Source organism: Streptomyces cyaneochromogenes (assembly GCF_003963535.1).
GTDB classification, from domain to species: Bacteria; Actinomycetota; Actinomycetes; order Streptomycetales; family Streptomycetaceae; genus Streptomyces; species Streptomyces shaanxiensis.
Map to the genome: position 1 here is coordinate 7605315 of NZ_CP034539.1, position 23284 is coordinate 7628598.

Below are 23284 nucleotides of genomic sequence, written 5' to 3' on the forward strand. Positions count from 1 at the left end.
CTCAGCCGAGCAGCGTTCCGCCGCTGGCGTCGATGAACGCCCCGGTGACCCAGCGTGCGTCGGGGGAGGCGAGGAAGGCCACGACGTCGGCGACGTCCTGCGGCTCCCCGACCCGGCCGAACGCCGACAGCTGCGCCATCTGCTCGACCGCCTCCGGTATGTCGAAGACGGGACTGCCGTTGCGGGTGATGCCCGGCGCCACGCTGTTGATGGTGATGTTGCGCGGTGCGAGGTACTTGGCGAAGTGCAGGGCGAGTTGCTCCACCGCTCCCTTCGTCATCGCGTACGCGATCTCGTCGGGGTTGGCGAAACGGGTGAGGCCGGAGGAGATGTTGACGATACGGCCCCCCTCGGTCAGGTTGGCCAGGGCCCGCTGGATGATGAAGAACGGCGCCCTGACATTGACGGCGAACAGCCGGTCGAACTTCTCCTGGGTGGTGTCCTCCACGGAGACACCGCCCATCACCCCGGCGTTGTTGACGACGATGTCCAGATCGGTCGACCCGGTGCGCTCCTTCAGCCCCTGTTCGAGGGCGAGGAACAACTCGTGGACGTCGCCGGGCACACCGAGTTCGGCCTGCACGACGAAGGCCCGGCCGCCGTCACTCTCGATCGACGCGACGACGTCCTCGGCCGCCTCCACGCCGGTGGAGCAGTGCACCGCGACGAGCGCCCCCTCCCGGGCCAGCCGTTCGGCGATCGCGCGGCCTATGCCCCGGCTCGATCCCGTGACCAGTGCCGTCTTGCCGGTGAGCCTGTTCATGTCGTGTCTCCGTTCGGCTGGGGGGTTTCGTGTGGTCCGTTCGACCGAGAGGTCTCGTGTGGCGCTGACGTGGTCGAGCCGCGCCGGCTCGCCGAACCAGGTCCGCAGGGCCGCGACCAGTGGTTCCGGGCCGGGGGGTCCGGCCGAGGCGATCCAGACGACATGGCCGTCCGGGCGGACGAGCACGGCATCGGTGCCGGACAGCCCGACGGTTTCGGGTTCGGCCGCCACGACGTCCACCCGGTCCGCCCAGGGCGCGGCGGCCCGGCGCAGCCGCAGGTGGTGTTCCGGGTCGCCGTAGGCGTCGATCAGCAGGCCACGCCCGGAGCGCACGGGGTGACCGTGCGCCAGGCGGGCGCCCAGCAGCGAATGGCCGCCGGGGCCGGTGTCGTAGCGGATGTCCAGGCCGGATATCGCCCCGGCCAGCCGTTGCCGGACGGGTTCCAGGGCGATGAGTTCGGCGAGGACGCAGCGGGCGGCCTCCACCTCCGGGCCGCCGAGCAGCAGCAGCGCCTGGGCGTTGATGTTCGCCAGGACCCGCCGGCCGACGGCGTGACGTTCGGCGTGGTAGCTGTCGAGAAGTCCGGCAGGCGCCCGGTCACGGACCTGGAGGGCCAGCTTCCAGCCGAGGTTGACCGCGTCCTGGAGGCCGAGGTTGAGCGCCTGGCCGCCGATGGGCATCTGCTGATGGGCCGCGTCGCCCGCGAACAGCACGCGGCCGTGCCGGTACCGGGCCAGCTGGCGGGAGGCATCGTCGAAGGAGTTGACCCACAGCGGTGTGCCATGGGAGATGTCCTCGCCGGTGACGCGCCGCCAGGCGTCGCGGATGTCGGCGAACTCCGGGTCACGGGTGCGCTGTGCGGCGGCGCTGCCGAACTCGTGCACCATGACCCGGGTGACCCCCTGCGGACTGCGGGCCGCGATGGCCAGCCCCCGCTCCAGCCGCTGGAAGCGCCTGGCCGGGATGTCGATCCCGGCGACATCGGCCCGGATCAGCTCCCGGCCCGCGTCCCGGCCGGGGAACTCCGCCCCGGTGAGCCGGCGGACCGTGCTGTGCCCGCCGTCGCAGCCGACGAGGTACTGCGCGCTGATCCGGACCGGCCCGGCGGGCCCCGACACCTCGGCCTCCACCCGGTCCTGATGAAGCGTCACCGAGGTGAGTGCGTGACCGCGTCGGAGACGGGCCCCGAGGGACAGGGCCCACTCCTGGAGGACCGCTTCCGTGCGGACCTGGGGGGCCTTCCACTGGCCGGGGTACGGGCCCGGCAGTGTCAGGTCCAGCGGGATGCCGCCGAAGTGGCCCATGACGTCGTTCGGCAGTTCACCGAAGCCGTTCAGCAGCCCCCGGGAGGCGAAGATCTCCATGGTGCGGGCGTGCAGGGTCGACGCACGTGACTCGGTGGTCGGTTCGGCCCTGCTCTCCACCACGACGACGTCCACCCCGCCGAGCCGCAGTTCCCCGGCGAGCATCAGCCCCACGGGGCCCGCCCCCACCACGACGACCTGGGTGTCGATACGGGGCTGTACGTCCGCTGCGCCGGTCATGCTCAACCCTTGGCTTCGGCGTAGTCCTTGGCGTGGCCCAGCGTGGCCAGGCTGTTGGTGCTCAGCGCGCCCTGGACGTACTCGCGGGCCTCGGCGACGCCGGCCTCGGGGCCGAGGACGCGGGCGATGTTCTCCGGGTTGATCACCACGGTGTGCTGCGAGGACGCGGTGGTGACGACGGTGCCGTCGGCCTCCTCGTGCTCCACGAACGTCCAGTAACCGGTGTGCAGGGACATGAGCGCGGGCAGGGTGATCTGCTTGTACGCGATCTTGTGGTGGGGGAAGGTCACCCGGATGGACTTCGTGGTGTGCGTGGAACCGTCCTTGGCCCGGGTGTCCATCTCCAGGGTCTGCAGACCGTTTGCATCCTCCTCGAACCGGACCTTGGCCACGTGCGGCAGTCGCTCGGCCCACAGCTGGGCCTCGTTGACGAAGTCGAAGACGTTCTTGGCGGAGCCGTTGATCCGGACGCTGTCCTCGAAGGACAGCAGCAGCTCCCGGGACTGGGCGACGGCCAGTTCCACATTGCCCTTCAGAGCCGCCAGTTCGGAGCGGGAGTTGCGGTCGACGGCGTTGTCGATCCACTCCAGGTTCTTCGGGTCGTCGTCGACCGCGCGGTAGTCGTGCAGCAGGCGGATGCGGGACTCGCTGTCCGAGAGCGGCTCGATGATCCAGGTGCCGCCCATCGTGGCCACCGGAGGGGTCGATATCGTCTGGCGGAAACCGATCCGCAGGGCCTCGGGGTCGAGAGTGCGGCGCGAGGTCCAGTTCTTGGGCTCGCCGTTGGCGGTGGCCCAGATCCGGATGACTTCCTCCTTCTCACCGCGTTCCACATGGTCCACGTGGATGGTCGGTGGGAAGATCCTCGGCCAGTTCTCGACCTCGGCGATGAGCCGGTACACGTCGGCGGCCGGTGCCGCCACGACGATCTCGTGCTCGACCTCGCGAAGTGCGCTGGGGGGCATGTCTGTTCTCCTTTCCGGCGGGGATCCCAAGGAGCCCGAGGGGCGGGTGCCGTACGGTCGGCGGTCAGAAGTTGCCGAGGCCGCCGCAGACGTTGAGGGCCTGCGAGGTGATGGAGGCAGCGGGGTCGGACGCCAGGTAGCCGACGAGACCGGCGACCTCTTCCGGGGTGGAATAGCGGCCGAGGGGGATCTTCGCGGAGAACTTCTCCATGATCGCCTCCTCGGTGGTGTCGTAGGCCGCGGCATAGCCCTGCCGGACGCGCTGCGCCATCGGCGTCTCGACATAGCCCGGGCAGACCGCGTTGACGGTGATGCCGGTCGGCGCCAGCTCATTGCCCAGGGCCTTGGTGAAACCGACGACGCCGTGCTTGGAGGCCGAGTAGGGGGCGCCCAGGACCACGCCCTGCTTACCGGCCGTCGAGGCGATGTTGATGATGCGCCCGCGCTTCTTCTGACGCATGCCGCCGGTGGTGAGGACTTCCTTGGTCATCCGGAACACGCTGTGGAGATTGGTGTCGATGACGTCCTGCCACAGCTCCTCGTCGATGTCGGCGGTGACCCCACCACCGGACCGGCCGGCGTTGTTGACCAGCACGTCGACGGTGCCGAACCGTTCGACGGCGGCTTCGACGAACTGTCGCACCGCGTCCGTCGAACGGACGTCGAGGACGGCGCCGTCCACGTCGAGGCCTTCCTCGCGCAGCTCCTTGACGGTGGCGGCGACGTTCTCGGCGTTCCGGGCGCCGATGAACACCCGATGGCCGGTCGAGGCCAGCAGCCGGGCCACGGCGAGCCCGATACCGCTGGTGGCACCGGAGACGAGCGCGACCTTCCGCGTCGTTTCGCTGTCGGTGTCCCGCTGTTCGGCGACAGGGGTGACGGTCATGTTCTTCCTCCGTGCTCGGTTCAGGCCGCGGCGGCGAGGTGGCTGTTGACCAGGTCGATGAGCGCGCGCGGCGTCGTCACGTCGGCCATCGCCGACTCGTCCAGCGAGATGTGGTACTCACGCTCGATGCGGCTGCTGGTCTCCAGCAGGGCGAGGGACTCGTAGCCCAAATCCACGAACTCCATGTCGAGGATCTCGCCGTCGAGGTCGACGCCGTCGTCGGCGCCCGCGCCTTCGAGGAGGATCCGCTTGAGGTCGACGAGAGTGAACGGGGACATGTGTGTTTTCCCTTCCGGTCTTCGGGGTGTGCTAATGGGGGCGTGGCGTGTGATGGGGCGCGCCCGGTCGGCGGCCCGTGCCGTCGGGCGGGTCAGACGGCCCGTACGACGAGCGCGGAGTTGAAACCGCCGTGGCCACGGGCCAGCACCAGGGCGCTGCGCACGGGAAGACGGCGGGGCTCGCCGGTGACCAGGTCGAGGTCATGGTCGGCGGCGGGTTCGACGTTGCTGGTCGGCGGTATGACACCGTCCTGGACGGCCAGCAGCGCGGTCGCGACATCGAGGGCGGCGGCACCGGAGTAGAGCCGGCCGGTCATGGTCTTCGGCGCGGTCACGGGCACCCCGCGCGGGCCGAAGACCGCGTTGATCGCCTCCGCCTCGGCGCGGTCCAGTTCCGGGACCGCCGCCGCGTCCGCGAACACCACGTCGATGTCCGACGGCTGTGCCCCGGCGTCCGCCAGAGCCAGCTCGATCGCCTTGCCCAGCCCCGGATCACGGCCGGTTTCCGGCCCGGGGTCGAATGTCGCGGCATAGCCGGCGATCTCGCCGTAGACGCGTGCTCCACGCCGACGGGCCGCCGCGGCGTCCTCCACGATCAGGATGGCGCCGCCCTCGCCCGGCACATGGCCCCGGGCCTCCGCGTCGAACGGCACATAGGCCCGCGCGGGATCGTCGCTGGTGCTCAGACGGCCGCCGGCCAGCTGGGCCACCCAGCCCCAGGTGCAGATCGAGGCGTCGACACCGCCGGAGACGACGAGCGGGGTCCCCTTGCGGATCTGGCGCCTGGCCTGCGCGAGGGCGTCCAGTCCGCCGGCCTGGTCGCTCACGACCACTCCGCTGGGGCCCTTCATTCCGTTGCGGATCGAGATCTGGCCGCTGTTGACGGCGTAGAACCAGGCGAACGACTGGTAGGCGCTGACGTACTCGCTGCCCTGGGACCACAGTTTGCGCAGTTCGCCCTGGCCGAACTCGAAGCCGCCGGAGGAACTGGCCGTGACCACACCCATGTCGAAGGCGGGCAGTTCGCCCGGCTCGACCCCGGCGTCCCGCAGGGCCCAGTCCGTCGCCGCCAGCGCGAGCTGGGTCATCCGGTCGGTCTGCGGGATCAGACGGCCCGGGATGTGCTCCTGCGCGACGAAGCCGGGAACCTCACCCGCCAGCCGCGCCGGATAGGAACTCGGGTCGAAGCGGGTGATCGGGCCGATCCCGCTCCGGCCGACCAGTGTGGCCTTCCAGTACTCGTCCGTGCCCAGGCCGTTGGGCGCGGCCACACCGAGGCCGGTCACCACCGCCGAAGTGCTCATGCGACCCTCCGGTCGGGCCGGGCCAGCACCATGGCGCTCTGGAAACCGCCGAAGCCGCTGCCGACGGTGAGCACGGCGTCCGTGAGCTGGTCGCGCGCCTCCAGCGGGACGTAGTCCAGGTCGCACTCGGGGTCGGGGGTGTGCAGGTTGGCGGTGGGCGGCACCGTGTTGTTCTCCATGGCGAGGGCGGACGCGGCGATCTCGATGGCCCCGATCGCGCCGAGCGAGTGGCCGACCATCGACTTGATGGAGCTGACCGGGGTCCGATAGGCGTGGTCGCCGAGGCTCCGCTTGAACGCCGCCGTCTCATGACGGTCGTTCTGCTTGGTGCCCGAGCCGTGGGCGTTGATGTAGTCGATCTGGTCACCGGGCATCCGCGCCTCGTCGAGCGCGACCCGGATCGCCTCGGCCATCTCCGCACCGTCCGGCCGCAGACCGGTCATGTGGTACGCGTTGCTGCGTGTGGCGTACCCCGCGATCTCGGCGTACACATGGGCGCCGCGCGCGGCGGCACTCTCCAGCTCCTCCAGGACGAACACCGCCGCTCCCTCGCCCAGCACGAATCCGTTGCGGGTGCCGTCGAAGGGGCGGGAGGCCCGCTCCGGTTCGTCATGCCGGGGCGTGGTCGCCTTGATGGCGTCGAAGCACGCCATGGTGATCGGGGAGATCGGCGCGTCCGTCGCACCGGCGATCATGACGTCGACGGAACCCTCACGGATCAGCTCGACGGCGTGACCGACCGAGTCCAGACCCGAGGTGCAGCCCGTGGACACCACCGTGCTGGGACCCCGGGCACCGACCGTCCGCGCGACCTCGGCGGTGAAGGAACTGGGCACCAGGTACTCGTACAGATGGGGTACGGCGTACTCGTGGTCGACGAGTTCCAGCCGGCCGCCGTCACTGACGATCCGGTACTCCTGGTCGAGACCCGTCGTGGCGCCCACGGCGCTGCCGATGGTGACGCCGACACGGAAGGGATCGTAGGAGTCGAGCTCGATCCCGCTGTCCGCGACCGCACCGCGCGCCGCGACGACCGCGAACTGCGCGGCCCGGTCCATGCGCCGCACCTCCTGCGGGCGCAGTCCGTGCATCTCGGGATCGAAGTCGATCTCGGCCGCGACCTGGGAGCGGAACGGCGAAGGATCGAAGAAGGTGATACGACGGGTCGCGGTCCGTCCCCCGCTCAACAGCTCCCAGAAGTTCTTGACACCGACACCGCCGGGAGCGAGGACCTCCATCCCGGTGATGACGACCCGTCGCCCGCTCACCGCGCCTCCCAGTGGTAGAAGCGGGTGGCCATGGCGTCGGCCGGGGAGCGCCAGGTCGCCGGGTCGTAGGCCTCGATGAAGGGCTTCAGGTCGTCGCTGATGGCGACGAACCGCGGGTCCGTCCTTGCCTCCTGGATGAGCCGGTCGCCGTTGTCCTCGGCGAAGTCCTGGAGGTGGAAGTAGAGGCCCCGGTACGAGAAGAGCTGGCGGCGTCGGGTGCCCATGCGGTGGGGCATGTCCGTCGTGTCGAAGGCGCTGAACAGCTGTGCCACGTCAGCGCTGGAGTCCGGCGCCATCCGTGCGACGATCAGGGTACTGTGCATGCTTCTCTCGCTTTCCTCTGCTTTTCCTTCGTTTCCTGCGGTTTCCGGTACGGGACACCGGTTCCGGAGGAAGGCCTAGCCGGCGGGACCGAACCAGCGGTCCAGGGCCATGGGCAGATCGCTGTGGCAGCCGGGCGCTGCCCACGCCACGTAGCCGTCGGGACGGATCAGCACGGCAGTGGTGCCCGCCAGCTCACTGTCCTCGGCGAGGTCCTGCGGCTGCCCGGTCACGATGTCCACGCGGTCCCGCCACCCGGCGGCGCGGCGCCGAAGCTCCGGATTGCCGGCCAGGTCGAGCAGGACACCGCGCCCCGCGTGCAGCGCCTGCGTGCTGCTGCCGACGCTCCTGCCGGTGCCGTCGGACAGCTTCAGGTGCGGCATACGGCGACCGAGCAGCGGATGCCGTCCCCCGGCGACCGGGTACCGGATCTCCAGACCGCTGACCATCCCGGCGAGGTGCCGGCTCACCGGCAGATAGGTGATCAGCTCGGTGAACACGTCGCGCAGCGGCTGCACTTCGGGCCCGCTCAGGAAGAGCAGCCCCTGGGCCCGGGTGTTCATCAGCAGCCGCTTGCCCACCGGGTGGCGCTCGTCGTGATAGGTGTCCAGCAGGGACTCGGGGGCCCGGCCCCGCACCACGGCGGCCAGTTTCCAGCCCAGGTTCACGGCGTCCTGGATGCTGGTGTTCATCCCCTGGCCGCCTGCCGGGAGGTGGATGTGCGCCGAATCGCCGGCCAGGAAGACCCGGCCCTGCCGGTACTCGGTGACCTGGCGCGTCGCGTCGCCGAACGAACTGACCCAGACCGGCTCACCGTGCGAGATGTCGTCGCCGGTGAGGCGCTTCCAGGCCGCCGCCACCTCGTCGTAGGAGGGCGGCGTCTCCCGCCGCTGCGGCGGCGTGCCCCGTTCGCACACGATCAGCCGGGTGATCCCACCGGGCAGCGGACCGACCATGACCATGCCGCCCGGCAACGTCTCACCGATCATGCGGGGCTCGAGGTCGAGCCCCTTCACATCGGCGAGGAACATCTCCAACGTGGCCGCTGTGCCCGGGAAGTCGAAGCCCACGGTCTTGCGCACGACACTGCGCCCGCCGTCACAGCCCACCAGGTAACCGGCGGTCAACTGGTGTACGCCGTCCGGCCCTTGGACCTCGACCTCCACCAGATCACCGGTGTCCTTGAGGGACAGCAGCTCGTGCCGGCGCCGGATGTCCGCACCCAGCTCCTCGGCCCAGTTCTCCAGAACCGTCTCCGTGTGGGACTGCGGCACGGTCTTGGCGGCCTGGTGAGCGCCGTCGAGCACGGCGAAGTCGACGGGCAGACCACCGAAGTGGCCCTGGTTGCTGATCTCGATGTCACCGAACCGCGAGAGCAGCCCCCGCTGGTCGAAGACCTCCATGGTGCGCGCCGTGAACCCCAGGCCCCTGGACTCACCCGTCCGTGCGGCCAGGCGCTCGATGACGACGACGTCGACACCCGCCAGCCGTAGCTCTCCGGCGAGCATCAGCCCGGCCGGCCCCGCTCCGACGACAATTACTTCGGCGTCCATGTGTTCTCCTCGGTCGAGCATGGTCACAATTCAGCGGATTTCGGGCGCACATGTCGGCAAGCAGCCCGGCCGATCAGGCGTGTGGCCTGGATGGTTTGCGGCCCGGATGGTCTGCGGTCCGGATGGTCTGCGGTCCGGATGGTTCGTCAGTCTTTGATTTCGCAGATGACCGCGCCCTGGGCCACGGCGGCACCGGCCGCGACTCCGAGGTCCTTGACAGTGCCCGCTTTGTGCGCGTTCAGGGGCTGTTCCATCTTCATGGCCTCTAGGACGACGACCAGGTCGCCTTCCTTGACTTCCTGGCCTTCCTCCACGGCGACCTTGACGATGGTGCCCTGCATGGGAGAGGCGAGGGTGTCGCCGGAGGCGGCGGGGCCGGACTTCTTGGCCGCGCGGCGCTTCGGCTTGGCCCCGGCCGCCAGGCCGGTACGGGCCAGCGTCATGCCGAGGGAGGCGGGCAGGGAGACCTCCAGGCGTTTGCCGCCGACCTCGACGACGACGGTTTCACGGCCGGCCTCGTCCTCGGCCTCGGGGGTGTCGGCGGGGGCGCTGAAGGGTTTGATGTCGTTGACGAACTCGGTTTCGATCCAGCGGGTGTGGACGGTGAACACGTCTTCAGATGTCGCAGTGGTGGAGCCGATCAGTTCGGGGGCGAAGGCCGGGTCGGTGACGACCGTGCGGTGGAAGGGGATGGCGGTGGCCATGCCCTCGACGGTGAACTCGTTCAGGGCGCGGGCGGCGCGCTGGAGGGCTTGTTGGCGGGTGGCGCCGGTGACGATCAGCTTGGCGAGCAAGGAGTCCCAGGCCGGGCCGATCACGCTGCCGGACTCCACGCCCGCGTCCAGGCGGACGCCCGGACCCGAGGGCGCGGTGAACGTGGTGACCGTGCCGGGGGCGGGCAGGAAGTTGCGGCCCGGGTCCTCGCCGTTGATGCGGAACTCGAAGGAGTGGCCGCGCAGGGGCGGGTCGCCGTAGCCGAGTTCTTCGCCGTCGGCGATGCGGAACATCTCCCGTACCAGGTCGATGCCGGTGACTTCCTCGGTGACCGGGTGTTCGACCTGGAGACGGGTGTTGACCTCCAGGAAGGAGATGGTGCCGTCGTTGCCGACGAGGAACTCCACGGTGCCGGCGCCGATGTAGCCCGCTTCCTTGAGGATGGCCTTGGAGGCGCGGTACAGCTCGGCGTTCTGTTCGTCGGTCAGGAAGGGGGCGGGGGCTTCTTCGACGAGTTTTTGGTGGCGGCGCTGCAGGGAGCAGTCGCGGGTGGAGACGACGACCACGTTGCCGTAGGAGTCGGCCAGGCACTGGGTCTCGACGTGGCGGGGCTTGTCTAGGTAGCGCTCGACGAAGCACTCGCCGCGGCCGAAGGCGGCGACGGCCTCGCGGACGGCGGAGTCGTACAGCTCGGGGACTTCTTCGAGGGTGCGGGCGACCTTGAGGCCGCGTCCGCCGCCGCCGAAGGCGGCCTTGATGGCGATGGGCAGACCGTGCTGTTCGGCGAAGGCGACGACCTCGTCGGCTCCGGAGACCGGGTCGGAGGTGCCGGCGACGAGGGGCGCGCCCGCACGCTGGGCGATGTGACGGGCCGCCACTTTGTCGCCGAGGTCGCGGATGGCCTGCGGGGGCGGGCCGATCCAGATCAGGCCCGCGTCCAGGACCGCCTGTGCGAAGTCAGCGTTCTCCGAGAGGAAGCCGTAGCCCGGGTGCACGGCGTCCGCCCCACACTCACGGGCCGCACCCAGCACCTTCTCGATGTCGAGGTAGCTCGTGGCCGGAGTGTCGCCGCCGAGGGCGAACGCCTCGTCCGCGGCGCGGACATGCAGCGCGTCCCGGTCCGGGTCGGCATAGACGGCCACGCTCGCGATACCGGCATCCCGGCACGCACGCGCCACACGGACGGCTATTTCGCCACGATTGGATATCAGGACCTTTTCTGGCATGGAAACACCACCTCAAAAAACCCCTCTCTTCCGGAGTGCCGAGGAAAGAGAATCGGTTGGTGATGTAAATCCTCTTCGTTTCCGCACGGGCAGGTCAAGGCGAGAAATAAAGAGGACCGTGTTGAATCATCAGAAGAATGTCAAGGCGTCCGCATGTACCACGGGTAACGTCAAAGGAATCTCAATCGCCGCGCTGAATCCCCGCGGGTTTCAGCGCAAACCGAGGCGATGGGCACCCGGCCCCTTCTCACCGAGTACGTCATAGGGGTTGGCCAACTGGCACCGCTCCAGGGTGAGGCAGCCGCAGCCGATGCAGTCGGTCAGGGCGTCCCGGAGGGCGATCAACTGCTCGATGCGCCGGGTCAGGTCCTCGTACCAGTGCTCCGAGACGCGGGCCCAGTCCTCCGGAGTCGGAGTACGGCCTTCGGGCAGCAGGTCGAGGACCTCCCGGATCGCCGCGAGCGGTATGCCGAGACGCTGGGACACCCGGATGAAGGAGACCCGCCGGAGTGTGTCACGCGCATAACGACGCTGGTTGCCGGAGGTGCGCGCGCTGCGGACCAGTCCCTGCCGCTCGTAGAAGCGCAACGTGGAGGTGGGTACACCGGCGCGCCGCGCGAACTGACTGATGGTCATCTGCGTCGCGGGCCGCGGACCGCTCATGCGCCGGAGTCCGCGGAGGGGCTGACGGGACCCGGGGCCCCATGGCCCGCCCCCGAGTCGGAGCGGACGGCGTCCTCCCAGGCCCGCTGGAGCAGCGCGGTCATCTCGTCCGGGCTCTGCGGCCCGAAGACCGCGTAGGTCTCCTGAACGACATAGCTGGGCACCCCGCGAAGACCGAGCCGCCGAGCCAGCTGCTGGTCCTGGCGGACGGAGTCGGCGTACCGGCCGCTCCTGAGCGCCTCCGCGGCCTCCTCTTGGTCGAGCCCCACTTCGCCTGCGAGGCGGACCAGGGTGTCGCTGTCGGAGAGCACGGCCCCCTCGCCGGTATAGGCCGCCATCAGTCGGCCCAGCATGAGGTCGGCGCGACCGTGGCCGGCGGCGAAATGCGTCAGGCGGTGCGCATCGAAGGAGTTGACCACGCGGATCGCGTCGATGCGGTACTCCAGGTCCAGATCCGCGGCGATCGAGGCGACCTGCCCGAGCACCTCGGCCGCGTGCGCCTTGCTGGTGCCCATGTCGCGGGCCGACCTCTCCAGCATGGGCTGGGCGCTGTCGCGCGGTGTGCTCGGGTCGAGTTCGAAGCTGTGATATCGCACCGTCACCGCGTCCCGATGGTCGAACTGCGCCAGAGCGGTGTCGAACTGGGCTTTGCCGATCGGGCACCAGAGGCAGACGATGTCGGACCAGATGTCCACGGTGATCTCAGTCATGACGTCAAGCCTAGGTACATGGGCTTACTGGAAGTGAGCCCATACCTCTGGGTAAGCTCAGTACATGAAGGTCCGTCACGAGCTCACACACCATCAGTCGGCCCGGGAAAGTGACGCGTTCCACACGGACTGTCCTGGACGACATGTCCTCAACCACGTCACCAGCCGCTGGGGTGTGCTGATCCTCAGCGCGTTGCGCGAAGGCGACCTGCGGTTCTACGAGCTACGGGACCGGATCGGCGGGATCAGCGAGAAGATGCTGTCCCAGAACCTCCGCGTCCTGTGCCGGGACGGACTGGTCAGCCGGGAGGTCGTGCCCGATTCGCCGCCCCGGGTCTCGTACGGCCTGACTCCGCTCGGCAGCGGACTCGCCCAGTACACACACGCCCTCGTCGAGTGGATCACCCTGCACACTCACGACATCGTCGACGCCCAGACGGCGTACGACGCGGCGGCCGACACTTCGCAGAAGTGAAGTGCGGTCAGCCACGCCGACGGTAAGACCCTGCTGTCGCGGCGGGTCGCCAACGGCGAACCTGAGCTGCTGGAGCTGATCGGTGACGCCCTCGGCCTCGCCGACAGCCGTCAGGTCACCTGGGCCATCGACATGACCGGCGGGGAACCCGCGCTGCTGCCGGCCCTGCCGGTCAACCACGGCCAGGAGGTCCTCTACATGCCCGGCCGCCTGGTCAGGGCCTCCGACGGCTACCGCGGCTAGGCCCTGTCGTTTGGATCAGGCCGGCTGTGAGGGGCAGTGCCTTCCGGCCGACCCGAGCGGGGTCTGGTGCGTGCAGCTGCAAGGCGGAGGAGGGAGTCGACGCGATGGGGGTCCCCCCGCGCGAGGTTGTTCGAGCGTGGGGGAGTCGGCGAGTGACGACAACGCGGCAGATGTGCGTGCCAGACCCCGCGACGCCGGCATGATCCAAACGACAGGGCCTAGGTGTATTGACCCGCAGCGTTGTTGACGCGGCTGATCGGTGGGTGGCCGCCGAGTGCGGTGTGGCAGCGATGGTGGTTGTAGGCGTGGAGGAAGTCTGCCAGGGCGTCGGTGCGTTCGGCGTTGCTGGTGTAGGGCCGCAGGTAGGCCCATTCGTCGAGCAGGGTGCGGTTGAAGCGTTCGACCTTGCCGTTGGTCTGCGGCCGGTAGGCGCGGGTCAGCTTGCCGGTGGCGCCGATCTGGGCGAGGGCCTGTTTCCAGGCCTGGCCCTTGCGGTAGGCCCAGGCGTTGTCGGTCAGTACCCGCTCGATGCGGGTGATGCCGTGCGTGTGGAAGAACGCGGCCGCGCGGGTGAGGAAGCCTGCGCAGGTGGCGACCTTCTCGTCGGGATGGATCTCGCTGTAGGCGAGGCGGGTGTGGTCGTCGACGGCGGAATGGATGTAGTCGAAGCCCATCCCGCCGCGGGTGGCCCGGCCGGCTCGGCGGCCGAGCGTCTTGTGACCGCCGCCGTCCGGGATCCGGCCGAGCTTCTTGACGTCGACGTGGACCAGCTCGCCGGGCCGGGCGCGTTCGTAGCGGCGGATGACCTGCCCGGTGGGCCGGTCCATGTGGGCCAGCCGGTTCAGGCCGTGCCGGGCCAGGATGCGGTGCACGGTCGAGGCGGGCAGGCCCAGGATCGGGCCGAGGCGGGCGGGACCGAGCTTGCGGTCCTGGCGCAGCCGGCATACCCGGGCTTCCACTGCGCCCGCGGTGCGGTGCGGTGTCCTCGCCGGCTTGCTGGAGCGGTCGTGCAGCCCCTGCTCGCCCTCGGATCGCCAGCGTCGGATCCACTTGTGGGCCGTGGGACGGGAGATGCCCATCTCCGCTGCGACATGCGCGACCGGGCGACCGGAGCGGACACGTTCGACGAGCAGCCGCCTGCCGTGAACGGTCAGACGGGCATTACGGTGGGACACGAAGACCTCCGTGCGGTGCAGTCCTAGACAGCTCCACCACACCGGAGGTCTTCGCCATGATCAAGCCCCGTCGGCGTTAACAACGCTCGTGATCAATACACCTAGGGCAGGACCGACGCCCGCGACGCCTAGGTCGTCGCCGACCAGGCCAGGATGCGCCGCGATCTGCGGCCCATCCGCCCCGGCGACGAAGCCGCCATCGTGCTCAAGCTGCTCAACTGCTCGACGCAAGAGCCCTGGCTGAGCCGTGCTCGCCCATCAGGAAGCGATGTCCTGCGAGTACCGGCAGGAGATCACGCACGGCTCGGCGAGCGCGTGGTCCTTCGCGTCTGCCAACCCGCCCGGGATGCTGGGGTGGTTCATGTAGACGTGGAAGGCGTCCTCGTCCACCCATGCGGGGTTGTTGAGGAACTGCGTGCCGTCGAGGCTGACATACGGGGTGGCGGACACGAAGCCGGGAATCGTGTGCTTCCATTCCCCTGTCCTGAGCAGGACGTCATGGATCTTCATGGCCGTCTCGCGGTCCTGGACCGGTCGCGTCGCCACCACGCTGTACCCGGCTTCCTTGTCGGCGTCCGGGCCGGTGAACCCCGGGACCTGCGTACCGGCGAAAGCGGCCCGATCGGTGATCGCGGCCTTGGCGAGACACTCGGTGAAGGTGTTGCCCCGCGCCGCCACCGCGGCCGAGTACGCCTTGAGGTCCTGCTCCCGCTCCCAGTGCATCCGTGTGACGATCGTGTCCTCCGCCACACTGAGGTGGACGCGTGCGCCGAGGAACCCGGGCGCCTCGCGGTACTCGCGTTCCACCGTCTCCTTGAATGCGTCCACCAACTCGACGGCGCCCCCGCCACCCGCCACCTTGATGCTGTCAAAGACGAAGATGCCCGGCTCCGGCTCCGTCAATACCATCTGGGACATTCCGAACTCCTTCGGCTCTCGGCCTTTATGTTCCTACGTCACCTGTGCGGCTCCACGCCAGTGTGCACGGGCGGGCGCCCGGAACGACACCGGGCCGCACGCAGTTGACATTTCTCTGAAGAAGACTTACGAGCATCTGGAATTGAAGCCTTGACTGCTTCCCGGCATGACGAAGAAGCTTTCATCAGGGTCCATTCGCGGAAATCCGTCTTTTCTCCAGTGCTCGAGAGGAACCGCCCCATGACCGCCCAGCGCACGTTCTTGATCACCGCGGCCACCGGCAACGTGGGTCCGCACGCCGCCGCCCAGTTGCTCGCGACGGGCGCCACGGTCCGGGCCCTGGTACTGAAGGACGACCCCAACATCGCCAAGCTTCCCGAGGGCGTCGAACTGCACTACGGCGACCTGGCCGACCCCGACAGCCTCGACCCCGCTCTCGACGGTGTCCACGGTGTCTTCTGGATGTGGCCGTTCTTCACCCTGAGCGTGGAGACCGCGCCCGCCGTGCTGGCGAAGATCGAACGTCAGGCCGAAAGGATCGTGCTGGTCTCGTCGGTCGGCGTGCACATAGGCCTGGAGCGACGGGACAACAACTGCCACGCCTATCTGGAAGAGCTGATCGAGCAGACAAGTCTGGACTGGACGTTTCTCCGCACCACGGGGTTCATGGCGAACGCGTTCGGCTTCGCCGGTCAGATCAAGGGCGGCGGGACCGTGCACTTCCCGCACGGCGCGGCCGCCCGGACGTCGGTGCACGAGGGGGACCTGGCGGCCGTGGGGGTGCACGCGCTCACCGAGGACGGGCACGCAGGCAAGAAGTACCTGGTGACCGGGCCGGAGGTGCTCACCCAGGAGGAACAGGTCCACGTCATCGGCGAGGTGATCGGCCGTCAACTCGGTTGGCAGGACGTCCAGGCACAGGCCGCGCGGGAGGAGATGGTGAAATCCGGCTGGCCCCCCGCGTACGCGGACGGGGCGCTGGACTACTTCGCCATGCTCACCACGCAGCCGGAGGTGGGATCCACCGTCGTGGCCGATGCCACCGGCCGACCGGCGCGGACCTTCCGGGAATGGGTGGAGGAGAACGTCGATGCCTTCCGGGCCGAGGACACGAAGGCCCCCGCGGGCGCCGAGGGCGATGACGCCCTGGCCCTGCTGTGGGAGCGGGTCTACGACCCACTCACCACGGAGATTCTGGCGAGCCTGCCGATCGGGCGGGGCTGGCGCTGCCTGGAGGTGGGCGCAGGGGCGGGCTCCATGTCGTACTGGCTGGCCGCACAGGCCGACCAGGGCTCGGTGATCGCCCTCGACACCGACATCCGGCGGTTGGACGAGCGGCGCGCGCCGAACCTGACGGTAGTGCGCCAGGACGTCGCGGAGGCCGAGTTCGAGCCGGACTCGATCGACCTCATCCTGGCCCGGGCCGTGTTCGAGCACCTGCCCAAGGCCGAGGAGACGTTTGAGCGGGTGGTGCGCTGGCTGGCGCCGGGCGGCTGGATCCTGCTGGAGGACTTCTACTTCCTGCCCAGCGAGCACGCCGTCAGCCCTGCCGCACGGGCGTTGATCGGCGCGTACTTCGCCGGCTGGAAGGCCGTGGGCGCGGACATGCACTGGGGCCGCAGGCTGCCGTCGACGTTCGCCAGGGCGGGACTGACCTCGGTCTCGATGCGGGTGACCCCGTTGGGTCCGGGACAGGACGAACTGGACAGCGAACTGATCCGGTTGCGGATGAAGCTCCAGGGCCCCGCGATGATCGAGCAGGGAGTGGTGAGCGCCGAGACCCTCGAGGCGTTCGTGGCGGGCCTCGACGACCCGCGCGACCGTGACGTCACCATGCTGCGGTTCTGCGTCTGGGGTCAGAAGCCCGAGCGGTGAATGCCCGGGGCCGGGATCCCGAGCGGTGAGGCACACCGGCGCTGGGCGAGTTGACGTCGACCAGGCCCCCCATCTCCCGCCTTCCTTCCTTCCTTCGCCCGGTGTCCTGTTTCCGTCGGCACGCGGCATCCCGCGTAGGACACTCGGCGCACCGACTGCCGACGGGGGGCACGGCGAGTCCGTCCCCGCCCACCGCACACGTATGAGGAGAGTGCCGACTTGCTCGTCGCCCAGGTAAACCGATTCGGGCCCCCCGAGGTTCTGACGCCGACGCAGGCGCCCGACCCCGTGGCCGGTGAGGGACAGACGGTGATCGACGTCGCGGTCGCCGACATCCTCTTCATCGAGACCCAGGTCAGGAACGGCTGGGGCCGGGAATTCTTCTCGGTGGAGCCGCCCTACGTACCGGGCGACGGCGTGGCCGGACACGTGCGTGCGGTCGGCCCGGGCGTCGACCCCGCGTGGGTGGGCCGACGGGTGGCCGCCCACGCCGGTGGTTACGGAGGCTACGCCGAGCAGGTCGTCGTACCGGTCGAGGCGCTGATCCCCGTCCCGGACGGGCTGGAGCTGCCGCAGGCCGCCGCGCTCCTCAACGACGGCACGACCGCGCTGACGGTTTTCGAGGCCGCCGAGGTCACCAAGGACGACCAGGTCCTGATCACGGCGGCGGCCGGAGGGCTCGGCAGCCTGCTGGTCCAGCTGTCGCACGCGGCCGGCGCCCGCACCATCGCCGCGGCGCGCGGCGAGCGCAAACTGGCCACCGCCCACGAGCGCGGTGCCGATGTCCTCGCCGACTACTCCGACCCCGACTGGACCACACGGGTGCGGGAGGCGACAGGCGGCCGGGGCGTCGATGTCGTCTTCGACGGCGTGGGCGGGGCGGTCGGCCGAGCCGCCTTCGAACTCACGGCGCCGGGCGCCCGGTTCTCCGCGCATGGCGCGCCCAGCGGTTCCTTCACCGATGTCGACACGCGGGCCGCACAGGAGCGGGGTGTGCGGCTACGCGGCATCCAGGATGTGCAACGTTCCGCCGAGGACCGGCGGCGACTGGCGACGCAGGCTGTCGAAGCGGCGGCCCGCGGCGAGTTGCGGCCACTCATCGGCCGGACCTTCCCACTGGCACAGGCCGCCGCGGCGCACCGGGCACTGGAGGCCCGAGAGGTGATCGGTAAGGCCCTGCTCCTGCTGCCCTGACCCACCCGACGGCCCGGTACACCGACGACTTCACCCATCACGGCTCCTCTCATGGGCGGGGGGGCACACCGGCCGGCCTCGCGTACGCGGCGCTGCTCAGGACGGCCATGGCCGGCGCCGGCCTCCTGGGCCCCGACGGCCTGGACCTCTTGGACCGCATCACGGACAGTGCAGAAAACGCTCGCCCTTGAGCATCCGGACGTCGGCGCGGGCCGCCCGGCCTCGGGGGGGGGAGGGGGAGGCCAGTGTGCGATGGCAGCCCGCGCGGAGCCGGGGAGGGGCGGCCGCCACCCTCACAGGAGGCCGCCCGTGCCCGGCCGTACAGGACGCGTCAGCCGGCGGCCATCGCCGTTGCCGCGTACGTCAAGGAGATCAGGGCCAGTACGGCCGCCGGGACGGCCCGGGGCGGCGGGTCACCGTGGCGCAGGTGGACCACCGCCGCCGCGGCCATCAGCAGCGCGAGGCCTGTCGCGGCGGCCACGCCCAGCGGCATCCAGGTCAGCCCCAGCAGCAGACCGGCGACCCCGGCCACCTCCAGCGCGCCGACGACACGGTAGAGCCGTACCGACATGCCGAGATGGGCCGCCGCCTGGCGCATGAACGGCACCGCGGCCAGCTTCGCCAGCCCCAGCGGAAGGAAGATCAGGGACAGGGTGACGGCCAGCACGGTGGTCATGAGGCGGACCTGCCCTTGCGGCGCTCCTCGCCCAGCCGGACGTAGTGGTCGATGAGTTCGGGGCTGTCCACAGTGGCCGGATTGACGACCTGCTCCACTGCGGCGCCCTGGAGCAGTCGCTTGATCGGGACCTCCAGCTTCTTGCCGGTGCGGGTGTGCGGGATGCCCGGCACTTCGAGGATCTCGTCGGGGACATGGCGGGGTGAGGCGCCGGTGCGGATCGCGTCGCGGATACGGTCGCGCAGGGCGTCGTCCAGCTCGACACCGGCCGCCGGGACCACGAACAGCGGCATCCAGTAGCCGCCGTCCGGCTCCTCCGCGCCGATGACCAGCGCCTCGGCGATCTCGGGGAGACGTTCGACGACGTCATGGATGTCGGCGCTGCCGAGCCGTACACCGTTGCGGTTGAGCGTCGAGTCGGAGCGGCCGTGGATGATCACCGAACCGTGTCCGGTGACCGTGATCCAGTCGCCGTGTCGCCACACCCCGGGGTAGGAGGAGAAGTAGGCGTCGCGGTAGCGGGGGCCCTCCGGGTCGTTCCAGAAGTACAGAGGCATCGAGGGCATGGGGCGCGTGACGACCAGCTCGCCGACCTGGTCGATGACGGGGAAGCCCTCGGCGTCGTACGCGGCCAGCGCCACGCCCAGGTGTGGTGCGGACAACTCGCCCGCCCAGACCGGGGTGTTGGGCGCGCTGCCGGCGAAGCCGGAGACGATGTCGGTGCCGCCGCTGATGGAGGCCAGCAGGACGTGGTCGCCGACGTGGTCGCGGACCCAGGGGTAGGCGGAGGCGGGCAGGGCCGAGCCGGTGCAGCCGACGACGCGGATCGACGACAGGTCGTGCGCTGACGGGTCGATGCCGAACTTGGCCATGCCCAGCAGGTATTGGGGGCTGGTGCCGAAGACGGTGACCCGGTGGCGGGCGGCCAGTTCCCACAGGCGGTCGAGCTTGGCGAAGGGCGCCGGGCTACCGTCGTAGGTGCAGGTCGTGGCACCGGTGAGGAGGGTGGAGGCGACCAGGTTCCACATCATCCAGTGGGTGGTGGTGTACCAGAGGAGGCGGTCGCCGGGGCCCAAGTCCGAGTGCAGGCCCAGGGTTTTGAGATGCTCCAGCAGGACTCCGCCGTGGCCGTGGACGATGCCCTTGGGCAGGCCGGTGGTGCCGGAGGAGAACACAACCCACAGCGGATGGTCGAACGGCACCGGCACACAGGTGAGTGGCTCGGTTCGGGTGGAGGCGTCCTCCCAGGGGATCACCAGCGACGGGTAGGCCTGCGAGGGCCACGGCAACCCCACGTGGTCCACCAACAGGATCGCCTTCAACGTTGGTAGCGTGCGGGCCAGTTCGAGGACGGCGTCGCGGCGATCGTGGGTGGTGCCGTTGAAGAGGTAGCCGTCAGCCGCGATCAGCACGGTGGGTTCGAGCTGGGCGAACCGGTCGGCGGCCGCCTTGGGTGCGTAGTCCTGCCCGCACACCGACCACACGGCACCCAGACTCGCTGCGGCGAGGAACGCGACGATGGCGTGCGGGGTGTTGGGGAGGTAGCCGACGACCCGGTCGCCCTTGCCGACGCCGAGGTCGCGCAGGGTGGCGGCGACGGAGGCCACGAGGGCACGCAGCCGTGCGCCGGTCACCTCGTATCCGGAGCCGGTCTCGTCGAGGGCGAGGATCGCCGCGTCGTCGTCGCGGACGTTGCGCAGGGCGTGGTGGGCGTAGTTGAGGGTGGCGCCGGGGAACCAGCGGGCGCCGGGCATGCTGTCCTCGGCCAGGACCTGCTCGTAGGGGGTGTTGGCGTCGATGCCGAAGTACTCCCACACCGCGCCCCAAAAGCTCTCCAGATGGGCGACCGACCAGCGATACAGGGCGGCATAGTCAGTGCCGTCCACCCCGACGTAGCGGGCGAAGTCCGCGATGCGACTGGCGGCCACCGTCTCCGGATCGGGGGTGAAGAAGGGCGTACTCATCGCGTCGTACTCCTCAACAGGCGTTTCGGGGCCGTCCGTTCGGAAGGGACGGGGCTTCGGGTGGTGTGCAGCAGGGAGGCCCACGCGGCGGTCGACGTGAAGTCGTGACTACCTGAGGGGACGACGTCGATCACGACGCGGTCGGGCCGCAGCAGGACCGCGTCCGCGCGGCCGGCGCGCAGCCAGGCGGCGAGGGTGCCGTCGTCGCCGAGGTCGGTCACGGAGAGCGCGCGTATGCCGAGGCTGTGGGCAAGCGCGGTCAGTGAGGGGCAGGGTTCGGTGGCGGTCAGCACGGTGAAGGAGTCGCCGAGCAGCTCGTCGAGACGGGTACGACGTCCGTCGACGCTCACCCACGATTGCGGACAGTGCGTGCCCGGCAGGCGTCGGCGGACCCCGCGCCGCACGAGCGGTCCGGCGGTGAGGGGTGGGCTGAGGTCGCGGCCGGCCCGTTCGGTCAGGCCGGGTATGCGGCAGGCCGCGGCCAGCGCTCGGCGGCGGATCGCGGCGGCGCCGTCCTGGCCGCCGGTCATGGCCCAGCCCATGGCGACCGCGAGGCGGACCACATGCCGTGCGTGCGGTTTGCGTTCGCTCTCGTAGGTGTCCAACAGCCTTTCGTCGCCGCCCTGCTGGAGGACGCGGGCGAGCTTCCAGGTGAGGTTGTAGGCGTCCCGCAGTCCCGAGCAGAGGCCCTGTCCGATGAACGGCGGGGTGAGGTGGGCGGCGTCGCCGAGCAGGAAGACCCGTCCGCTTCGCCAGCGGTCGGCGACCCGGGCCCGGAAGGTGTACTGCGTCTCGCGGACGACCTCGAAGTCCCCGTCGTACGAGGACGGCAGCCACGGGGCGACCAGCTCACGGACCGTCTCCTGCCCTTCGCCGAGCCGGAACTCCCAGCGGTAACGGTTCTCGCTCACGCGCATGAAGGTGGCCGGCCGGGCCGGGTCGCAGACCTGGTCGACCCCCTCCCAGCAACGGACGGGGCCCGTCGTGTCGACGTCGATGACCGTCCAGCGTTCCTCGAAGCGCAGGTCCTCCCAGGCGCCGCCGATCGCCTCGCGCGTGAGACTGTTGGCGCCGTCGCAGCCCAGGACCGCGTCGGCCCACAGCTCATGCTCGCCGCCATCCTCGTCACGGTAGGTCACCCGTACCGGGCCGGTGGAGTCCGGGCCGACGCCGGTGACCTCCACGCCACCGCGCAGTTCGCATTCCGGGCGCTGGGCCAGGGCGTCGCGCAGCACGCGTTCCAGCTCGGGCTGGTCGAACATGCTGGTCTGCGGGTAGCCGTGGTGGCCGTGCGGGGAGCGCCGGAACTCGGCCATCACCCGGTGCCGGGCGTCCAGCAGCCGCAGCCCCTTCGCCGGGCGGGCGATCGCGGCGAACTCCTCACCGACGCCCGCAGCCTGAAGGATCCGGTGGATCTCGTCGTCGCCTGCGACGGCGCGCGGCAGCGGGTAGATGTCCCGGTGGCGTTCGAGAACGACACTGCGGACTCCGCGCCGGGCCAGGAGAAGGGCGGCGGTCACGCCCACCGGCCCGGCCCCGACGATCACGACGGGCACACGTGCGGCTTCATCGACGGTCATGTGCGGCTCACCTCGGGTATTAGTTCGCGGCCGCGACGGGCGTGCGCTGCTCGCCGAGGTCGATGCGGCCGTCGGGGGTCGCGATCGTCGCCGTGATCACGTCGCCCGGACTCAGGTAGTGCGGGTTCTTCGCCTGGCTCTTGAAGAACGCCTTCCATTTCACGGCGGGCGGCAGCAGCGCGCCGATCTTCTCGACGGCCTTCGGCGGGGCCTTCAGGGCCGTGCCACCGGGGGTGCCGGTGAGCAGCAGGTCGCCGGCGTCCAGGGTCTGGAATCGGGCCAACAGGGTGAGTGCCTGCGCCGGGCGGACGATCATGTCGGCCAGGGTGCGGTCCTGACGCAGCTCACCGTTGACGCTCAACTTCAGCCGCAGATCGAGGAGATGGGCGAAGTCCTCCGGCTCCAGCAGCGTGAGGTGCGGGCCGGTGGGCGTGAAGGTGGGGTACGACTTGCTCTCGTAGAACTGCGTCTTGGTCAGCTGCACCTCGCGGGCACTGATGTCGTTGGTGATCACCAGTGCGGCGACGTACGACGGCAGGTCCCGCTCCTCGACCACGGTGCCGACGGGCAGGGGCGCGCCCATGACGAGCCCGAGCTCGATCTCGTAGTCGAGGAACTTCACGTGGGAGGGGCGGACGACGGCGTCGCCCGGGCCGCTGACCGAGCCGGACGCCTTGCGGAAGAAGGCGGGCGGGATCTCTCCCTTGAAACCCGAATCGCGGGCGTGGCTGCGGTAGTTGACCATCTGGGCGACGACCCGGCAGGGCGTGGTGACCGGCGAGAGCGCGACCAGGTCGGCGACGGGCGTGCCCGGTTCGCCGGAGGCGGCGGCCTCGCGGACAGCCGGCCGGTCGGCCAGCAGCTCGGCGGTGGTGGCGGCCTTGGTCTCGACGGGGACGGCCCGGTCGCCTCGGACGACCCACCAGCCGTCGGCGGTGCGCAGGACATTGATGCTCATGTCAGTACCTTTGTGAGGGATTCGCGTGCG

Annotated in this window: 20 protein-coding genes and 2 pseudogenes; 5 read left to right on the top strand and 17 right to left on the bottom strand. The window is 70.0% G+C overall.

Going from position 1 to position 23284, the window contains the following annotated elements:
* Position 1: 1 nt before the first annotated feature.
* The 11 genes from EJ357_RS34750 to EJ357_RS34800 all read right to left on the bottom strand — a co-directional run bounded on the left by EJ357_RS34750 (position 2) and on the right by EJ357_RS34800 (position 12196).
* On the bottom strand, positions 2-2308 hold the full coding sequence (locus EJ357_RS34750) for an SDR family oxidoreductase (protein ID WP_126395642.1): 2307 nt from the start codon (positions 2306-2308) through the stop codon (positions 2-4).
* Positions 2309-2310: 2 nt separating this feature from the next.
* Complete coding sequence (locus tag EJ357_RS34755) at positions 2311-3273, bottom strand: aromatase/cyclase (protein ID WP_126395643.1); 963 nt, start codon at positions 3271-3273, stop codon at positions 2311-2313.
* Between the two features lie 64 nt (positions 3274-3337).
* Positions 3338-4159, bottom strand: coding sequence for a 3-oxoacyl-ACP reductase FabG (fabG, locus tag EJ357_RS34760; RefSeq protein ID WP_126395644.1), 822 nt, complete (start codon positions 4157-4159; stop codon positions 3338-3340).
* A gap of 20 nt (positions 4160-4179) precedes the next feature.
* Positions 4180-4437 (bottom strand): acyl carrier protein, encoded by a 258-nt coding sequence (locus tag EJ357_RS34765; protein WP_126395645.1) that lies wholly within the window; start codon positions 4435-4437, stop codon positions 4180-4182.
* 92 nt (positions 4438-4529) lie between these two features.
* Positions 4530-5741, bottom strand: a complete 1212-nt coding sequence (locus tag EJ357_RS34770) for a ketosynthase chain-length factor (protein ID WP_126395646.1) — start codon at positions 5739-5741, stop codon at positions 4530-4532.
* Complete coding sequence (locus tag EJ357_RS34775; protein WP_126395647.1) at positions 5738-7009, bottom strand: beta-ketoacyl-[acyl-carrier-protein] synthase family protein; 1272 nt, start codon at positions 7007-7009, stop codon at positions 5738-5740. The genes EJ357_RS34770 and EJ357_RS34775 overlap by 4 nt, the downstream gene beginning before the upstream one ends.
* Positions 7006-7332 (bottom strand): TcmI family type II polyketide cyclase, encoded by a 327-nt coding sequence (locus EJ357_RS34780; protein WP_126395648.1) that lies wholly within the window; start codon positions 7330-7332, stop codon positions 7006-7008. Before EJ357_RS34780 ends, EJ357_RS34775 begins: the two co-directional genes overlap by 4 nt.
* A 75-nt stretch (positions 7333-7407) precedes the next feature.
* Positions 7408-8883, bottom strand: coding sequence for an FAD-dependent monooxygenase (locus EJ357_RS34785; RefSeq protein ID WP_126395649.1), 1476 nt, complete (start codon positions 8881-8883; stop codon positions 7408-7410).
* A 146-nt stretch (positions 8884-9029) separates the two neighbouring features.
* A complete protein-coding gene (locus tag EJ357_RS34790) occupies positions 9030-10823 on the bottom strand; it encodes an acetyl/propionyl/methylcrotonyl-CoA carboxylase subunit alpha (protein ID WP_126395650.1) in 1794 nt (597 codons plus the stop codon).
* 210 nt (positions 10824-11033) lie between these two features.
* Positions 11034-11486 carry a redox-sensitive transcriptional activator SoxR gene (soxR, locus tag EJ357_RS34795; protein WP_126395651.1) on the bottom strand — a complete coding sequence of 151 codons (453 nt, stop codon included), beginning with the start codon at positions 11484-11486 and terminating at the stop codon, positions 11034-11036.
* Positions 11483-12196, bottom strand: a complete 714-nt coding sequence (locus EJ357_RS34800; protein ID WP_126395652.1) for a DsbA family oxidoreductase — start codon at positions 12194-12196, stop codon at positions 11483-11485. The genes soxR and EJ357_RS34800 overlap by 4 nt, the downstream gene beginning before the upstream one ends.
* 64 nt (positions 12197-12260) lie before the next feature.
* On the opposite strand from EJ357_RS34800, the gene EJ357_RS34805 reads away from it, so the two are divergent.
* Both EJ357_RS34805 and EJ357_RS34810 read left to right on the top strand, forming a co-directional pair.
* The gene (locus EJ357_RS34805; RefSeq protein ID WP_126395653.1) at positions 12261-12671 is read left to right on the top strand and encodes a winged helix-turn-helix transcriptional regulator; all 411 of its coding nucleotides are present in this window, start codon (positions 12261-12263) and stop codon (positions 12669-12671) included.
* A gap of 18 nt (positions 12672-12689) precedes the next feature.
* Positions 12690-12911: pseudogene (locus EJ357_RS34810) on the top strand (IS110 family transposase); the annotation flags it as partial.
* A gap of 221 nt (positions 12912-13132) precedes the next feature.
* Here the strand turns inward: EJ357_RS34810 and EJ357_RS34815 are convergent.
* Positions 13133-14089 carry an IS481 family transposase gene (locus EJ357_RS34815; protein WP_126392016.1) on the bottom strand — a complete coding sequence of 319 codons (957 nt, stop codon included), beginning with the start codon at positions 14087-14089 and terminating at the stop codon, positions 13133-13135.
* 105 nt (positions 14090-14194) lie between these two features.
* Between EJ357_RS34815 and EJ357_RS50585 the strand changes: the two are divergent.
* A pseudogene (locus tag EJ357_RS50585) lies at positions 14195-14305 on the top strand (IS110 family transposase); the annotation flags it as partial.
* A gap of 42 nt (positions 14306-14347) precedes the next feature.
* On the opposite strand, the gene EJ357_RS34825 reads toward EJ357_RS50585, so the two are convergent.
* Positions 14348-15007, bottom strand: a complete 660-nt coding sequence (locus EJ357_RS34825; protein ID WP_126395654.1) for an antibiotic biosynthesis monooxygenase — start codon at positions 15005-15007, stop codon at positions 14348-14350.
* A gap of 240 nt (positions 15008-15247) precedes the next feature.
* On the opposite strand from EJ357_RS34825, the gene EJ357_RS48550 reads away from it, so the two are divergent.
* Together EJ357_RS48550 and EJ357_RS34835 are read left to right on the top strand one after the other, a co-directional pair.
* Positions 15248-16882: an NAD(P)H-binding protein gene (locus EJ357_RS48550; RefSeq protein ID WP_175647622.1), complete on the top strand. Its 1635-nt coding sequence runs from the start codon at positions 15248-15250 to the stop codon at positions 16880-16882.
* 219 nt (positions 16883-17101) lie between these two features.
* On the top strand, positions 17102-18076 hold the full coding sequence (locus tag EJ357_RS34835; protein WP_126395655.1) for a zinc-binding dehydrogenase: 975 nt from the start codon (positions 17102-17104) through the stop codon (positions 18074-18076).
* Between the two features lie 331 nt (positions 18077-18407).
* Here the strand turns inward: EJ357_RS34835 and EJ357_RS34845 are convergent, their stop codons facing one another.
* The 4 genes from EJ357_RS34845 to EJ357_RS34860 are packed head-to-tail and all read right to left on the bottom strand — an operon-like array spanning position 18408 to position 23254.
* A complete protein-coding gene (locus tag EJ357_RS34845; protein WP_126395656.1) occupies positions 18408-18752 on the bottom strand; it encodes a DoxX family protein in 345 nt (114 codons plus the stop codon).
* Positions 18749-20716, bottom strand: a complete 1968-nt coding sequence (locus EJ357_RS34850; RefSeq protein WP_126395657.1) for an acetoacetate--CoA ligase — start codon at positions 20714-20716, stop codon at positions 18749-18751. Before EJ357_RS34850 ends, EJ357_RS34845 begins: the two co-directional genes overlap by 4 nt.
* Positions 20713-22296, bottom strand: coding sequence for a bifunctional 3-(3-hydroxy-phenyl)propionate/3-hydroxycinnamic acid hydroxylase MhpA (mhpA, locus tag EJ357_RS34855; protein WP_126395658.1), 1584 nt, complete (start codon positions 22294-22296; stop codon positions 20713-20715). The genes EJ357_RS34850 and mhpA overlap by 4 nt, the downstream gene beginning before the upstream one ends.
* A gap of 19 nt (positions 22297-22315) precedes the next feature.
* Positions 22316-23254, bottom strand: a complete 939-nt coding sequence (locus tag EJ357_RS34860) for a fumarylacetoacetate hydrolase family protein (protein ID WP_126395659.1) — start codon at positions 23252-23254, stop codon at positions 22316-22318.
* Between the last annotated feature and the right edge of the window lie 30 nt (positions 23255-23284).